Source organism: Psychroserpens sp. NJDZ02, assembly GCF_004843725.1.
In the GTDB taxonomy this organism is placed as follows: domain Bacteria; phylum Bacteroidota; class Bacteroidia; order Flavobacteriales; family Flavobacteriaceae; genus Olleya.
In genome coordinates this window covers 4,019,770-4,035,190 of the sequence record NZ_CP039451.1, presented here as the reverse complement: position 1 = coordinate 4,035,190, position 15,421 = coordinate 4,019,770, and the positions used below count along the sequence as shown (strand labels likewise).

At 27.2% G+C, this 15,421-nt stretch carries 16 protein-coding genes; 1 reads left to right on the top strand and 15 read right to left on the bottom strand.

The window, feature by feature from the left end; translation table 11 throughout:
- Positions 1 to 6 precede the first annotated feature (6 nt).
- A complete protein-coding gene (locus tag E9099_RS17780) occupies positions 7 to 303 on the top strand; it encodes a hypothetical protein (RefSeq protein ID WP_136584852.1) in 297 nt (98 codons plus the stop codon).
- 31 nt (positions 304 to 334) lie between these two features.
- On the opposite strand, the gene E9099_RS17775 is transcribed toward E9099_RS17780, so the two are convergent.
- From E9099_RS17775 to E9099_RS17705, 15 genes are all read right to left on the bottom strand, one after another.
- A complete protein-coding gene (locus E9099_RS17775; protein WP_136584851.1) occupies positions 335 to 1,102 on the bottom strand; it encodes a CDP-alcohol phosphatidyltransferase family protein in 768 nt (255 codons plus the stop codon).
- Between the two features lie 232 nt (positions 1,103 to 1,334).
- Positions 1,335 to 1,844 (bottom strand): hypothetical protein, encoded by a 510-nt coding sequence (locus E9099_RS17770; protein WP_136584850.1) that lies wholly within the window; start codon positions 1,842 to 1,844, stop codon positions 1,335 to 1,337.
- 839 nt (positions 1,845 to 2,683) lie between these two features.
- The gene (locus E9099_RS17765; RefSeq protein WP_136584849.1) at positions 2,684 to 3,583 is read right to left on the bottom strand and encodes an ATP-grasp domain-containing protein; all 900 of its coding nucleotides are present in this window, start codon (positions 3,581 to 3,583) and stop codon (positions 2,684 to 2,686) included.
- A gap of 134 nt (positions 3,584 to 3,717) precedes the next feature.
- Positions 3,718 to 4,662 carry a hypothetical protein gene (locus E9099_RS17760; protein ID WP_136584848.1) on the bottom strand — a complete coding sequence of 315 codons (945 nt, stop codon included), beginning with the start codon at positions 4,660 to 4,662 and terminating at the stop codon, positions 3,718 to 3,720.
- A gap of 383 nt (positions 4,663 to 5,045) precedes the next feature.
- Entirely contained in the window at positions 5,046 to 5,414 is a 369-nt protein-coding gene (locus E9099_RS17755) for a DUF1801 domain-containing protein (protein ID WP_136584847.1), read from the bottom strand.
- Between the two features lie 8 nt (positions 5,415 to 5,422).
- Positions 5,423 to 5,884 (bottom strand): GyrI-like domain-containing protein, encoded by a 462-nt coding sequence (locus E9099_RS17750; RefSeq protein WP_136584846.1) that lies wholly within the window; start codon positions 5,882 to 5,884, stop codon positions 5,423 to 5,425.
- Positions 5,885 to 5,930: 46 nt separating this feature from the next.
- Positions 5,931 to 6,653 (bottom strand): helix-turn-helix transcriptional regulator, encoded by a 723-nt coding sequence (locus E9099_RS17745; protein ID WP_136584845.1) that lies wholly within the window; start codon positions 6,651 to 6,653, stop codon positions 5,931 to 5,933.
- Between the two features lie 250 nt (positions 6,654 to 6,903).
- Positions 6,904 to 7,551, bottom strand: a complete 648-nt coding sequence (locus E9099_RS17740) for a DUF2459 domain-containing protein (RefSeq protein WP_136584844.1) — start codon at positions 7,549 to 7,551, stop codon at positions 6,904 to 6,906.
- Between the two features lie 82 nt (positions 7,552 to 7,633).
- Positions 7,634 to 8,302, bottom strand: coding sequence for a hypothetical protein (locus E9099_RS17735; RefSeq protein WP_136584843.1), 669 nt, complete (start codon positions 8,300 to 8,302; stop codon positions 7,634 to 7,636).
- A gap of 268 nt (positions 8,303 to 8,570) precedes the next feature.
- Positions 8,571 to 9,137, bottom strand: coding sequence for a hypothetical protein (locus E9099_RS17730; protein WP_136584842.1), 567 nt, complete (start codon positions 9,135 to 9,137; stop codon positions 8,571 to 8,573).
- 222 nt (positions 9,138 to 9,359) lie between these two features.
- Positions 9,360 to 10,124, bottom strand: coding sequence for a hypothetical protein (locus tag E9099_RS17725; RefSeq protein WP_136584841.1), 765 nt, complete (start codon positions 10,122 to 10,124; stop codon positions 9,360 to 9,362).
- 7 nt (positions 10,125 to 10,131) lie between these two features.
- Positions 10,132 to 10,725, bottom strand: a complete 594-nt coding sequence (locus tag E9099_RS17720; protein WP_136584840.1) for a hypothetical protein — start codon at positions 10,723 to 10,725, stop codon at positions 10,132 to 10,134.
- A gap of 81 nt (positions 10,726 to 10,806) precedes the next feature.
- A complete protein-coding gene (locus E9099_RS17715; protein WP_136584839.1) occupies positions 10,807 to 11,739 on the bottom strand; it encodes a DUF5684 domain-containing protein in 933 nt (310 codons plus the stop codon).
- Between the two features lie 149 nt (positions 11,740 to 11,888).
- Complete coding sequence (locus tag E9099_RS17710) at positions 11,889 to 12,506, bottom strand: hypothetical protein (protein ID WP_136584838.1); 618 nt, start codon at positions 12,504 to 12,506, stop codon at positions 11,889 to 11,891.
- 399 nt (positions 12,507 to 12,905) lie between these two features.
- Positions 12,906 to 15,341 carry a carboxypeptidase-like regulatory domain-containing protein gene (locus E9099_RS17705; protein WP_168800781.1) on the bottom strand — a complete coding sequence of 812 codons (2,436 nt, stop codon included), beginning with the start codon at positions 15,339 to 15,341 and terminating at the stop codon, positions 12,906 to 12,908.
- Between the last annotated feature and the right edge of the window lie 80 nt (positions 15,342 to 15,421).

The following is a 15,421-nucleotide window of genomic DNA, read 5'->3' as shown; positions in this document are numbered from 1 at the left end:
TTTTAAATGAATTTTAACGACACAAACAAATACACAAAACTATTTCTAGGGCTAATCTTTGATGCCTTAGGATATGTTTCTTTTATTATTCCAGGTATTGGTGAGTTTTCCGATATTATTTGGGCGCCAGTGTCCGCTTGGTTAATGGCTAAACTATACAAAGGAAGAGTGGGTAAAATAGCAGCAGTTTTTAGTTTTATAGAGGAAGCATTGCCTGGTTTTGACGTCATACCATCCTTTACCTTGATGTGGTTATATACTTATGTGTATAGTGACAAAGCAAAAACAGTTACAGTTAAATAAAACAAAAGCAGCACTTTAAAAGGTGCTGTTTTTATTTGTAAAATAATTTACGGATAGCTATAAAGATAAAAATCATTCCAGAATAGCCAACAAAAAAGGGGATGATATAGTCTTTTAAATCAGAGACTAATAATATAGCAATAATTAATAATTGAAAACCTAAACCAAAGGTCGAAATACTAGTCATCAACCATTTAGGAAATACTTTTCCATAGGCTGCTCTTGGATCCAAGAAGTAAATAGTTTTATCAAAACCACCATATAATAAAGTGTATAGCTTAAAAAGCGTATTAACATGACTTTGTTTTTCGCCAGTTAAAGCTATTGGGGTTTTGGATTCAAAAATGCGACTTGTCGTATCACCATCAAATTTATTTCTTAAAATAACATAATAGTAATTATACAATGTGCCTTGTAATTGTATTCCTAAAAAGGCTAGTATCGTTAACCAAATAGGAGTTTCTGTGATATACCAAATGGTACTAAAAATAATAGCATTTAGTAAAATATCTGCCACCGAGTCCAAATAGCGTCCCGTATAAGATGGAGTTTGTTTGATTCTAGCCAACTCGCCATCCGCAGCATCAAGTATGGATTTAAATATTAAAAAAAAAGCAGCAGCCCAATAATAGCCCATTATAATACAGTAAATGGCAATTAATCCAGAGACTATAAAAGCTAAGGTTACATGGACTGGTGTAAATTGGGTATGTTTTAAACGATTGGCAATAACTCTGGCAATAGGTCTTCCGTAATCCGAAAGATCAATAAATTTATGCGCTTGTGGTAATTTTGACATGTAAAGTCATAAGATAGATAGGTGTTGCGGAATATACCAGATTATTACTATAAATAGACACTTCTAAAGTATTTAGAAAAACAAAGATAAGACTTTATAAAAACAAGTTGAATGATTAATAAAAAACATCAAAACCTATATTTTTAGCAATCCAAATAAAAGTACTGGAATTGTAGTTTTTTATTAATTTTTACTTGTTACTATTTCGTGTGTATAGGTATCATTACATAACTTATTTTAATTCAACTTCCACAAGTGTCTTTAATTGGGTTCTAATTAATTTACCTCTGTTTTTTGAGATATAATATTTAAAAGAATGTTTACGTTTCCAGTATTTATCGTCTATTTTACTTTTTATAAATCTTTTGTCATCCGTCCAAACGTTAAACGAATACTCATGTCCTGTTAACACTATATGTCTTAAGTCTAAATTGGTCGTCTGTATATTAAGTACCGTTGTATCTTTTAGAGTTTGGAACACTAGTATAGAATTGGTTGCAATTGTTTGTTGACTAAATTTAAATGTATTAGTAATAGAATCAAATGCAAGTGTGTTATTTGAATGCGCTCCAAAAGGAGCACTTAATAATTTGACAGTTCCGTCTTTAAAATTTTGTACGGAAATAGTGTCATTTGTTTTTGATATTAGTTTAAATTTTACAGAATACCCCCAACTGGCTTGAGCGAATAGTAAGGACGAATACATCGTAAAACAGAACATTAACGTTAGTTTCAAGGTCATTGTTTATAGAAGTTAATTTGTTTTTTTTCAATCAGAAACCTTAAGTATTACTATAATTTTATGCTTTTTTAATGAATTAAATATTTACCCTAGAAATAAGGAGGCAGGTTAACGTTTAATTAAGCTTATGTTTAATAGATCTAAAGATATATTTAATTTTAGTTAATGGTGTAAATTAGCAGCATTTTTTACTAACTTCAATAGGTGTATGACGCTATCATAGTTATATCTAGATATATTGTATTTATATTTTATTCTATTTGTAGCTTTAGTATAAACCAATATCTTTACCATAATTAAATCTTATCCAATGAAAAAAACAGCTATCCTTATAGGAATTATTCTTTTTACACTGCTTTCCTATTCATGTAGTGAAAAACTAACTATTGAACAACAAATAGTAAAGGATATTTCGGATATATAGCGTATAAAGGATTGTAATAATATACCTGATGGTGTTGAGATTTCCAATGTAACTTTTGGAAACTTAAATCCAACTCCAGGAACTAGTATGTATGTCGTTTTTGTAGAATATGATTATACTCTAGATAGTAAAATTACACATGTTAAAAATTCATATGTATATTTTAAACGAGGAGAATCTTATGATTTTTCAAAAGTAGTGGGTGGTTGCGATGATTAAACTAATAGTAAAATCAGTTTTATACAATCTAAATTCTTTATCAAATCGGACTTAAATAATAATTGTATGTCGGATTTTAAGGTGTCCTAATTAGGGAATCCTAGAAAAATATGCTTGTATGTTAGGATTTTTCAAATCAAAAACGGGAGTCATAAAAAGTGACTATGTTATGAATAGACTAAAATAAGCAATTAATTCAACACGATTTGCTGAGCCGTTTTTTTAGTATATTATAGTAATTGTTTGTATTCGCATTGTCAGGAACGCCAGCAACTTGACCATCTCCTAATTCCATTATTATCCAATCTCCATTCTTTTTTTTAGCAACATCCATTGTAAAAAAATTACTTTCTATTTTCTCAGCAATATTTTGGAAGAAATCAATATTTGGTTTTTCAGAGTTATAATTTCCTTCGTCCCAATAATTGAATATTTGTACAACTTTTTTATTTAAAAAGACAATTCTATATTCTTTTGTTAATGGCATTTTGCTTTTAGAGTGTTCGGTTAGAAATTCTAATTCTATAAACTCTCGGAAAACAATTCCTTCGTTTAGATAATCTCCTCGTAATTCCAGAAATCGACTTACTATTTCTTTAACTTTATTTGCGTCTGATGCGTTTGGTATAAAACAAGCATCATTCCAGTTATGCTTTTCCGATTTTACGTAATCTTTTACAATTATTGGATTATTCCCAAATTGATGTGATAACTCTAGGATACTGGTCTCGGAAATATCTTTGGTCCAATTTGATTTTGGCGTTTCGTTAATTATTTTATCGTAGGACTCAGGTAGGTAATGACAATGTTTGTATTGCGTCGAATTGTTAATCAACTTGATATTCTTTTTTAAAAGTCCAATGTAAAATTGGTTGTAAATTTCTGGTGTCATCATCCAACCGCGATAAATACCTAGTTCTATATTTTTAGAAGGTTGAATGTATTTTAGAGCATTATTTATATGTCCGTCTTCTAATGCTTCAAAACTGAATATGTCAGTTTCAAATCCGTTCGCTTTCGCAGAATTAAATTCAGCTTCGTAGTCAGGTTCAACTATCTTATTATCAATTACACTGTCGTTAAATATAATTTTCATGGTTTTGTAAATGATGTATAATTTGATGTGTTAGAACAATTTTAAAGTTTTATATCAATATTTTATGAAGGAAAATTGGACCTTATAAACTCGCAATGACTATTTAATTAAGGACTAAGCCTGAGTCATTTTTATTAGGTGTTAGTAGTGTTGTTTTTAAAAGTTTGTACCGAAATAATACTAAGGTTAGTTAATATAAATAACATATTGATAATAGTAAATAGAGAAGGATAAAGTTTTAAGATTACAAAATTTACAGATATTTTAGTCATATAAAAATACCCAACCAGAGAAAATAAATAGGTCACTAATATACCAAGATTAAAATAAAAAAGAACACGAAAGCCTTTGGTTGTTTTGTAATTTAAATAGAGATAATAAAATAAAACGATTAAAAGAGCAACTCCTAATAACATACTAATAATTTCAATATTAAGTTTTACAAAGGAATAAAGTATAGCCAGAACAAAAATAAATCCAATAAAAAGCAAAATCGTTTTTCCTAAATTTAGAATATATTTAGACATTATACTGTCCACTATAAAACTTTCTTTTTTTCCTTTTTTTACAGAAAGATGAACAACTAAAACGATGGCTAATAATGTTATTAAACCACTTAATATATTATATGTAGTCATATAATTATTTGTTTTTGCGATAACTTGAGCGTCATTAACAGTATAAAAAGTAAGTAATTTGATAGACCCTACAAAATTAAAACTAAATCCTAAATACAAGATGATGCCAAAAACGATGCCTTTGATGGGTGTATAGTTTAAGTCGATAGCTCTTTTGTAGCATAAAATGAGACAAGACAGGAATATTAGAAAATAGGAGTTTGTTGGTAAACTTAAAGCAGTTGGTGTAATATTTAATGCCGTAATAGTTAATAAATCATTATTTAATTGATTTAAAATTGTGGAAACGTTTATTAATAGATTTTCGGTTAATGTTTGATAAAAGGTAATTATGAGTAAAATACTTATACCAATCAAAAATTCTTTACTAGAAATACTACCCTTTGGTTTTAAAAGAATATTACATATATCTAAATTTAATTTTATTTTTGAAATGTTCATTTTTCGTTCTTAATTTGTATGGTATGTAACCAATCTGATAATGACTAAAGTTTCTGATATTCAAATAATAATAATAATAGAAATATAAGCTTTTTGAATTAATTGGGTGTTGCTAAGTTACAGTTTACAAACACTATTTCCAATAGGTATGACGTCCTAATTGTTTTGTGCATTATATTTAAATGAAGAATAGTGATTGAGCAGGTTATTATTTTAAAGTTTGTTTTAATACGTTAAAAGTGATTTGAGATGTTGTCATTGGAGCATTAGAAAAAGACGTGTGCCGCCATATTTACTAGAACTGTTTTATTGTAAAATAGCCTGCAAAATTAACCATTTTGCAGACTATTTGAAAAATTGATCGCCTTGTTAATACCTCGTTATTATTTAGTTTTTATAATTCCAAGTCTATATAAGTCTAGTGCTTCATTTAATAGCGCATTAATAAAAGCAATGGGTAAATCGATATTAGGGTTTATTCTCAAAATTTTCATTCTAGAGCGTTGCCCTTTTTCTAATTCTGGATGGTTTAAGTGTTTTCCTTCAACCATTAAAAGATAAGGTTCCTTCGTTTTTTTATCAGTCGATAGATAACAGAATATTTTATTTTTGTAAATAAAACAAGGCATTCCCCATTTTAGTGTTTCCGAAATGTTTTTATCTTGTCTAAGCATGCACTCTCTTAAAGTCAGTAAGCAACTTTTATCTGGTTCGTCCTTTTCTAAATAATAGCTATCAATGTCTGTACTCATTTTTGTTACTATGATTTAACAGCAATTAAAATATCAATTTCTGCATCTTGTGGGTTTTGTGCTTTCTCTCCAAAGACTTCAAAATCTGCCGTATATTCGCGGTCTAAATCCATAGTCCATATTGCTTTCCATTGTTTAATAATTAATCCTTTTGCTAAATCGCCTTTAGTTGTAAACTTATTATATTTTGCTTCATTAATAGTTTTACCAACCATCCCATTTGGTATTTCATTTAAGTGCTTGACTTTACAACCCAAAATGGTAGTATACGGTTGTGTATAGTCGCTTTCGTAATCTGTGTAGATGGAATACACAGTCGTATCTATTTTATTAGGAATTTTATCAAGAATTCCCTCTAACATAAATTTTTGCCATAATGCGCTAATATCTTGTGCTGCTTGCTCGTTTTGATTGGTTGTTCTTACCGAAATACCGATTACTTTAAATGCTTTAACTGTTACTGTGTTCATTTTTTAATGTCTTTATGATTAATTTTGCAGCAAAAGTAAATACAGGTTATGACAACGGTATGTCAGGGGTTGATGTGCATTTTTTTTTACAAATTTCAAAGTACTCTTGAAGCGTTATTTTTTGAGGTTCAAAATGTTGCTCGAGAACAGTCAATGTAGTAATATGATCTAATCTAAATGCTCTAAAGTCATTCCGTAAGCGACAGACCGCAATTAAAAGCCAATTGTCCTGTGTGCTATATAAAGCAAAAGGCTCAATAGTACGCTTGGTGTTTTTATCTTGTAAAGAATGATAGTCAATGTCGATAAGGTTAAAATCAGAAATAGCAGATTGGATGCTCATTAAATGATTACTGGTTTTTTGATGTTCTGCATTAGTTCTGAAGTGTATTTTTTCAGCTAAAAATTCGATTTTCTCTTTTTGCGAGTGTTGTAAAATGGCTTTTATTTTTGAGATTGCATTTTGGTATTCTCTAGCAAAAGAGTCGTCTTTGTTTTTTAGTATCAGTTGTTCTGCAGTAATCAACGCATTTGCTTCTTTTTCCGTAAACATGACTGGAGGAAGATTAAAACCATGGATTAAAGAAAAACCTTTTCCTTCCTCAGTAATAATTGGAATACCTGAATTTTCAAGTGTTTTAATGTCTCGGTATATTGTTCTTATACTTACATTATGTTTTTTTGCAATTTCACGAGCCGTTAATAGTTGTTTTGATTGCAATTGGGTTAAAATAGCGGTTAATCTGGAAAGTCTTGGTTTTTCTTCCATTGTAGCGTTTTGTCCTGTTTTGAATAATACGTGTTAATCTAAAACGAAAGTTAGCCGTTTTAAATTAAAATATCTGGAGCTAGTTCGCTTTAATATTATCCTGGTTATTGTAGATGTATTTATATTTTTTTTGGACTACGGGTAATTACTGTTTAATCTGAAATAATTGATGCATAAAACATTTTGTTTCATGATTTAAATCACAGGTTTTAACTAGCATTAAAAAAGATAGGATTTTTACGATTGTAGTTTAGTTATATTTATTAATTAATCCAAAATCGAAGGGTGTCCAAAAGCACGATTTTAAATCACTTTCTTTAAATGCATTATTTACCCAACTGTTACACGTGTTAAAACAGGAATAACTTCCTTTTGATTTATAAAAATTATCAGTAGAAGAATACGCTTTGTTTTTAATAATTATTTTTTTTCCGTTTTTAGTGGTCTCAAATGTATTTAATAAATAAGTGTTCAGTTTATCTAATTCTGATGGCGTTACTTTTATTGCAGTCCAATCGGAATGCTTCTGTTTGTAGCGTGTGACATGCATTAATGTCGAACTTTTTAAAAACATAGCTTTAAAAGCATTGCTAAAGGTTAAGTCGCCCCAAGTAGGAGTGTTGATATAAAAGTTTTCATCGCCCCAACCAAAAGATAAATACTTTTCGTTTTTATTATATTTTAGATCAGATAAGACAAAACTATTGATGTTTTCTATAGGAATTAAAATATCTAAATGCACACCATTTGTATTTAGATATATCAGTTTTTTAACATTACTATGACTCTCTTTCCGCTCAATTGTTATTGAAGATAAGAGTAAAGAAACAATTATATATGTTGTAGGAATAAGAAAAAAATATAAAAACCATTTAATTATTTTCTTTGCTATTTTCATATAATTTGGTTTATTCTAAGGCTGCTATATCTCAGTTATGACTTGTTTTTAAAGATTTATTACTTTTTATCGTATTCTAGTTTTACATTCTGATAGTGGAGAAGTATATGCAGTTTTTATACCCATTATTGTACAGTGTATTTCTAATTTTTGAAAATTGAGATTTATGAGTCTCATTAAATATAAAATATGTTGGCATTTTTTTTCCATCAAGGGTTAAAATTATAGGTGCTAACGCCTCTTTTTTATCATTAAGTATTATTTTTTCCATTACAGAATATGTAAATGCTTTGTTATGGGTTTTACATAATTTATCTATTTCACTTATTAGTATTATAGCGTCAATTCTAATCTTCCCTGTTGCTTTAATATGGTCTAATTGTAAACCCGTAACTTGATTTATGTTTGAAGTATAATGCAAGTCTTCATTTTCTAAGTTTAAATCTTGATATTGAAATAACAACCCTTCCTCCAGTATAGCTGATGTTTTTTTACCGTTGATGCTTTTTCTTATTAAAACAAAAGGAGTGATAGCAATAAAAATTAACAAGGCTAGAATAAACCCTAAAATCGAAGAAATAACAGCTCTACCACTAACTGAACTTTTAAAAAATAAAGTCCAATATTGACTAATACTATTAGTTTGAAAACAATACGAAACTATTTTAAAAAGATTTCCCGAGTTAATAAAAAGGTTAATTATTAATATTAAAATTCCAACTCCAAGTAGTACTATTCTTATTCCATTCATATTTTTTTAGTGTGTAATTAGTTGTAAGTTTCGTTAACGTAACACAGAGATCACCTCATTTTAGTGATTTGTATTAAATGTTAATTTATTTTCGAAGATATATGTTTTAGTTTACAATGTGAAGTATTATTGATTTCTAGATCAACAATAGTTCTTTTTTTTTAGGATAAGTACTTGTGTTTCCTATTAATGACTAAGTTTATGTTTAAAAAAAAATTAAAAGTAAGCATTGTAGTTTATTCTTAAAGCTATTGTTTGTTAAGCCATGTTATCTCGACCAGATTCTCCATTTTGTTTTTATTATTGACGGATTAATAAGATTCATTTTCTTATGGAAAAGCGGGAAGTTGTTGTTCCATATAGAATAATTATGTGCAAACTTATAATGTTCTTCTTTAATATTACCTGGTGGTTTTATTTTTATTTGCCAAATTCGTCTATTGTTTACAGTAAAAAACGTTTTGCTAACTTCTGTTATGTCAGTAAGCTTAAAAATTGATTTTTGAGATTTTTTATTTATGGCATAAAAATTTTCATCATCAAAGTAAAACGCATAATCATCAATAACTTTATTTTCAAGTCCGAATAAAAATGGTTTTGTAGATATTTTTTTTAAATTTTCAGCATTAGAATTTTTAAAGTTAATTTGATTATTTTTTAATGCGTAATTATCACTGTATTTCTTATAGATTTTTCGAATAAAGAAAATAAAAAACACAGCATTAACTAATGCAATTATTAAAATAGAAGTACTATCAGTTTTATAAATATTAAATGTTAAAGTCAAAATAACTATGATGTAAAGTATTGATAGTATTAAAGCTTTTTTTTGCATTCTTGTTTTTTTTAATTTCAATGAATTATGATTTGCTGAAAAAGTTAAACTGTAAACCATTAACAATGTATTTGACTTTTTATTTATAAAAACAACAAACCTTTAAAGACACTAAGCTTGAATTTAAACAGACAAGGATAATTAAGCTTTGCAAATACCTGGATTTAATTAACTTACTAAAATATTATATCGTCGTTTATTGATTATGAATACTGGCAAATGTTATAAAATATTTAGTGTTTTATAAACTTCTTTTTCAATTAGCTCATTGGATTTTTTATAATCATTAAATTTTATGGAAACAGAAGAAAAGTGCTGAATAAGAATTGTGAATTTTAAATCCTCTTTGTTAGTAAAATTCAAAATAAAATCACCGCTATCATTATATTTTTTAGAGTGCAATACTGGTCTGTAATTTTTGTATGCTTTTTTGTCAATATTTAATTCTTTTTTTTTGCTAAATCGATTTTGATCTATTTTTTTTGAAAGTTCGCCTAAGAATTTAAATTCATTTAGGTTAATTTTATTAAGGTCTAGGTCATTATTACCCATATTTTGCTCTGAATCATTTTTAATATCAGATGCTTTTTGTAGCTCAATAAATAGCTTTATTAAAAAGAATATGTAAACAGAAAAAACAATTGTTACTATATATAATAGGGGTGAAGGTGTAAAACCTTTTTCAGCAAGTTTAATGAAAGTAATTATTTGAACAACAATAAAAATTAATGTTAGTATAGACAATGCGATAGTTGCTGTTTTAATGTAAATTTTATTATCAAGGAAAAAACTGTTTTCTATATTTAATTTTATCTTTTTTATGTTAAAGATTAGAATTCCCGAAAAGAGAAATAATAGAAAAACAATAATTAAAGGTAGAATATTAATTGTTTTATTTAATCTTAGTACTTCTTTAAGCATGCCTACACTCATTACTGATATTAAAGCACTAATAAGTAGGATGTAATAAAATTGCCATTTTTTCATATTCTTATTATATGTTGTTTTTGAATTTAGAATTTCTTAAAGTTTGGATTAGTTGCTTTTTATATAAAGGTTTATCACTAGTTATATTTATAATAAAATCATAGCCGTTTATATAGGTGCGATACATATTTTGTTCCATCACTGCTCTATTGTGTTTAGATATTTTTAAGTTAAACACTTCAAATGTAACACCACTTATATTTTCTGTATTTGATGTTGTATCTACAATAACACTTTGTGATTTAAATACATTAAAAATGTATTCTTTTATTAAGGGATATTTATCATACCACTCTCCTTTATAACTTTCTTTAAAAGGTATTATGGAGGCCTGGAGTTTAGATAATGTATTTTTCCGGAAGGTAATTAAGCTAATTTCTTTCCCTCCCAATTCAAAATCTTTGTCTACTGTTTTTTTTATTAATTGTTCACCTTGTTTAATATTTTGATTTAATACGCTTTGATTTTCAATAGTCCATTTACTAGGGATTTCAATTTTCCAGTCTATTTCTTGTGCTGTAAAATATTTAACCTCTTTTTTTGAACAATTAATTAGTAATATGGACATTGTTAAAAAAGCGATGTTATTAATAAGTTTCATTGTTTTAATTTAGATCTAGAATTGAATTTTTTATTCTTAGCTTTTAAAATGTTAAGTCTAATGTTAGTAAAAGGGTAAGCGTTATTTTTTAGATACAATGTTAGCAATATTGTTGTCGTTTAGGATCAATTTCCCATAAAATAACCAAGGGATTAATGTCATACCAAAGGCAAAACTACTCTTTTTGCTATAATGTTTAGCTAGTGTTACGTTTATAAAATATTTTGGAACTAATCTAATAAAAGGAATTAATAAGAAAATAATCCACCAAGCAGGTTTTTTAGAAATTTCCAGAAATATCAAATCTTTTTTTATTGGTACTAAAGAATAAACACCCTTTTTTTTGTATTTAGCGAATAGCATATAGGAACTATAGTAAAATATTATGAACAGTGATAATATTAGAGGCGATTCAATTATATATGTTAGAATAACTCTTAAATTAATATTCGACATAGAAAACTGCGAGATAGAAAACGACAGAAAACCAGGCATGCTTATACTTCCAGGATTTGCATAATTAATTGATTTTAAGTAAGTATCAATACAATTGTAGCTAAACATAAAAATGTCACTTATAATTAGTAAAGATAGTAGACTAATGAATAAATCATTAAACGAGTGTTTTGTGTTTTTAATTTTTGAAATTAATATAATTGACCAAAACACAAATAAAATGCTATTAATTAAAGTGTGTATAAAAAATGCAGATGTTTGTACTCTAAAAATTCCTTTTTGACAAGCAAATAGCCAATATCCACCAATTATTGCAGTGGATAGCGTGAATAAAAAACTATATTTTATAATTTTTTTGAATATTGTATTTAATAAATATTTAGACTTAACTATAAGGAAAATCAAATACAGTAGTAATATAATTTCCAAAATGACTAAAGGAAAGTGTAATTGAAGTGAGTCATGAATAAAACGATAATAATAGGGAAGTACTTTATAAAATAATGCTATTAATAGAATGCTGATGACAATATACTTTGAAATATTTTTAGAATTCATTTTTTTATTTTATTGAATTATTGCTAACATAATACTGATGTTACAGCGTTGTAATATTACAGTAAATGGATAGTTGCTATAGTATTACAGATATTTTATAAAAATACACTAATGACGTATAAGATTAGAGGCTTTTTTCTACTACGTTTTTATTGTCCACCAAACAGCCTTTTCCAAAATGATTTCTTTACTTCAATTTTCTGCTCAGGGACGTTTTCTAAGGTGCTATTTTTTTTCTCCGGTTCTGAATTGCGTTTAGTAAATAACGCACTATAATCATATTTCCAAGGTTGATAAATTTCAAATCCTGAGTGATCAAGTTTTGGTGCTTTATGATCTAATAATAGAGCTCCCAATTCGGTAAAATGAATTTCTTTTTTATAAAAAATAGTTTTAAAAAATAAGTCTTCAATTGATATACCAAAATTAGTCTCAGGATTAACAATGGTATAGCCACCAAAGTCTAAATCGCTATCATTAACATATATCCATTTCCAATTAAATGACTCATGTAATATTTGTCCCAGTGTAAATCCCATTAAAGTTGTAACTTCTCTGTCACTTTCATATTCTGCAACAGGATAGTCCAAACCTGCTCTTAATTTTGATAAAACAACATTTATTCCAGTAATCAAATCTTCATTAGAAACTGTATCTCCCATATCGTAATACCAAAAAATAAATTCTATTCCTGCTTGATATTCAAAGTCAATTTCTTGTAATTCCTCTTTATCTAATAAGCGATGTTTTATATTTTCTATTGTCATGGAAACCTTTTTTTATTTGCGGAAATCACTAGGTATTGACACTGGTACAACAGCAGTATACTATTTGATCATACTAGTTAATTTAAAGTCGAAATTAATGGTTTTATTCTAGAATGTCAAGTATCAATTAGTTCTAAAATTTTGTTTTTACTATGTTTAACCTTTTTTTTGTAAAAGGATATATGTTGTTTATTGGCTATATTTTAAACTTGAATAGTTTACAAAGAGATAGTTTTTTGTTTTTTTAATTTTAGTATATCAAACATAATGCACAAAAAAGACAGTTCATAGTGTATTGATAAATAGCCAAATTTTAAAATGTGAGTTTCTTTAGAAACAACAAAGACTTTTTTTTTGGGCTTTTTAGAGGACTGTTACATAAATTTATAGATAAAAATTTTATTCGCAAATGTCAAATTTGTATAAATTATCCTCAATATAGAAAACATTGTTTTTCCAAAACTCTGTTTGTAAATCTAATTTAATTTTTTGTTTTAAATCTCTTATTGGTCTTTCAATTGTCTTTACATTTTGAATTTCTACATCGGTTGACATCAAGTTGTTTATTGTATAGTAGCTATTTAAAAAAGTACTGTCAGATATAGAATAATAATTGGTTTTATCAATAACCTTAAATAAGTTGATAAAATATTTACCATTAATTTCTTTATAAGACTGAACGATTTTATGAAACCTTTGAAATTTGTAATTAGAACGCTTTGACGTATATTCTTGTCGTGCTATACAATGCTCGTAATAGAGAACAGCAAAATTTTGTTTGTCGATATAAATTACACCGCTTGAAGCTAAAGGCGATGGATAACCATATCCTGTAGAATAAGAACCAGGCGAATTATTGATAAAGCTAATTCTATAAACTTTTCTACCATTATAATCAATAGAATTTTCTTTCTTTAAGTCATAACTAGAAGAACGATATAAAACATTGGTCTTACTCAAAATAATATCTCTAATTATCATTTTCCATAAATTTCCAATTCCACTTTCTTTTTTTTTGTTGAAATTTTCAGTGGTGTTCCTTAATTCTGAAACAGTTCCAAAAATGTTATTTTCTGGATTATTCGTTCCGCTATTCCCTTTTTTGAAGTAAGTTTTTATTATTGCCTCTTCATTAAAAATTAACGAGTCTTTTCTGTACTGCTGGACTTTATAAAAGAAATTTTGATTAAAAGGTGTTTGAACATAATTGTCTTCTATTTTTTTCTTTGCTCTTTTTAGTATTTCTTTTGCTGTGAGTACTTTTGTGCTTTTTAAAACTATTTCATCTAAACCAACTAGGTTTTCTGTTTTTTGAAGTTTTATTTTTAGTTGTTCAGTGGTCTTTGTAATACTTACTTGAATAGAATCAGATTTATAACCAAAACTTGAAAACAAAAGAAAATCATCTGATTTATTATTTTTTGATATAGTAAATTGACCATTACTATTTGCGATTGAACTTTTATTGTTTGAAGAATAATAAACATCTACGTATGGAATTGGTAGGTTAGATTCGCTATCTATTACAATTCCACTTAAATTTGATTCTTGTGTTATAGAAGTTGTTTGAGAGGTTTCGTTATAATCTCTATACTTTGGTGGATACATTTTAGGTATGTAATAAATTCCATCAAAAATAGTATTCCAATTTGCATATATAGGCAGATAACCTAAAGTTGAAGAATAAAAAGTTCCTTTAGGATAATTACTTTTATCTATAAGTTTTGGGATTGTGTTTTGACTAAACAGAATAGATTCTAAACTTTTTTTTGGTGGTTCTAAAATTGGAAATTCAACTTTGTCTGCACCATAATAGACACCATTAAATGATGTAAAACCTATACTGTATAATTTTTCTCCGTAGTGTTTTTTTAATAACTTACCCATTGGTATAGCATCTTTTAACTCTTGAATATTGCTAATATCTTCTTCCAGAGTTGAATGACTATGTGAAGTCAGTTTTTTTGAAAGTTTATGAAGTTCCGTAATATAGTTCTCTGTAGTTTTAGTGAACTCAAATTTATTAAGTTCGTTAGAAAAATGATAACTCGCTCCCCAAGCAATAATTTTTTCATTTGGAAACTGTTGTTGCAAAAAAACTAAATTTTCTGCCATTTGTTTATCTCTTGCATTTTGGATGTAAACTTTTTCTTTTTGTGCTAATTTGAGTGTAAAATCAAAATCTGAAACTACACTTTTGAATGTCTGCTTAATTATTTTAGTGTCAAAGTTTTCGTTTTTAATTTTAGACAGTTGATTTTCTATTGTATTAAAGACTTTGTACAATTCTAAAGAGTCTTTTTGATTGTTGATATAATTATCTAAATCTCGGTAAACTAAAGTTTTTTCTATTTGAGTATAAATTTTATCTGATAAATCCATTGCGTTTTTATTCAATAGATTTTTTAAATCTGGAATAAAATATTCCTTAAAAAGAGAAGTTTCTTGATTATCGAAGCCTAAAATTTTAATTTCAGGATTTTGTTCTGCATAGTCTAAAAGATCTTTAAAAGCCGATGTTTCAGTCCACATAGAAAAGATACTCTGGTTATAGATATTTATATTTTCTTTTTTAGATTGATATAGTTGTAGTGCTTTGTAATTGTCATAGAGTCCACTCTCAAAAATTAGGATGTTAAATCCAAGCTTTTCGTGTAGATATTTTATAAGGTCAACTTTTTTGTCAAAAACGGCTCCATCAAAGTGAGTTTGTTCACCAAGCAACACAATTTTTGCATTTTCTAATGGGGATAAATCTGATAAATTCGATTTTGTCTGTGCAATTAAAATAGTAGACACAAAACTTAGTAATATAATTGCAATATTCTTTATCATAATTTTGACTAACATAAGCCTGATATTTTGTTATTTTAATGTTTATATCAGTATTTAATTTAAACGGGAAGTTACTAGTT

What these genes read in the sequence shown, in the direction of transcription:
- E9099_RS17780 (WP_136584852.1), top strand. Translation starts at nt 7, where the DNA reads ATGAATTTTAACGACACAAACAAATACACAAAACTATTTCTAGGGCTA.
- E9099_RS17775 (WP_136584851.1), bottom strand. Translation starts at nt 1,102, where the DNA reads ATGTCAAAATTACCACAAGCGCATAAATTTATTGATCTTTCGGATTAC.
- E9099_RS17770 (WP_136584850.1), bottom strand. Translation starts at nt 1,844, where the DNA reads ATGACCTTGAAACTAACGTTAATGTTCTGTTTTACGATGTATTCGTCC.
- E9099_RS17765 (WP_136584849.1), bottom strand. Translation starts at nt 3,583, where the DNA reads ATGAAAATTATATTTAACGACAGTGTAATTGATAATAAGATAGTTGAA.
- E9099_RS17760 (WP_136584848.1), bottom strand. Translation starts at nt 4,662, where the DNA reads ATGAACATTTCAAAAATAAAATTAAATTTAGATATATGTAATATTCTT.
- E9099_RS17755 (WP_136584847.1), bottom strand. Translation starts at nt 5,414, where the DNA reads ATGAGTACAGACATTGATAGCTATTATTTAGAAAAGGACGAACCAGAT.
- E9099_RS17750 (WP_136584846.1), bottom strand. Translation starts at nt 5,884, where the DNA reads ATGAACACAGTAACAGTTAAAGCATTTAAAGTAATCGGTATTTCGGTA.
- E9099_RS17745 (WP_136584845.1), bottom strand. Translation starts at nt 6,653, where the DNA reads ATGGAAGAAAAACCAAGACTTTCCAGATTAACCGCTATTTTAACCCAA.
- E9099_RS17740 (WP_136584844.1), bottom strand. Translation starts at nt 7,551, where the DNA reads ATGAAAATAGCAAAGAAAATAATTAAATGGTTTTTATATTTTTTTCTT.
- E9099_RS17735 (WP_136584843.1), bottom strand. Translation starts at nt 8,302, where the DNA reads ATGAATGGAATAAGAATAGTACTACTTGGAGTTGGAATTTTAATATTA.
- E9099_RS17730 (WP_136584842.1), bottom strand. Translation starts at nt 9,137, where the DNA reads ATGCAAAAAAAAGCTTTAATACTATCAATACTTTACATCATAGTTATT.
- E9099_RS17725 (WP_136584841.1), bottom strand. Translation starts at nt 10,124, where the DNA reads ATGAAAAAATGGCAATTTTATTACATCCTACTTATTAGTGCTTTAATA.
- E9099_RS17720 (WP_136584840.1), bottom strand. Translation starts at nt 10,725, where the DNA reads ATGAAACTTATTAATAACATCGCTTTTTTAACAATGTCCATATTACTA.
- E9099_RS17715 (WP_136584839.1), bottom strand. Translation starts at nt 11,739, where the DNA reads ATGAATTCTAAAAATATTTCAAAGTATATTGTCATCAGCATTCTATTA.
- E9099_RS17710 (WP_136584838.1), bottom strand. Translation starts at nt 12,506, where the DNA reads ATGACAATAGAAAATATAAAACATCGCTTATTAGATAAAGAGGAATTA.
- E9099_RS17705 (WP_168800781.1), bottom strand. Translation starts at nt 15,341, where the DNA reads ATGATAAAGAATATTGCAATTATATTACTAAGTTTTGTGTCTACTATT.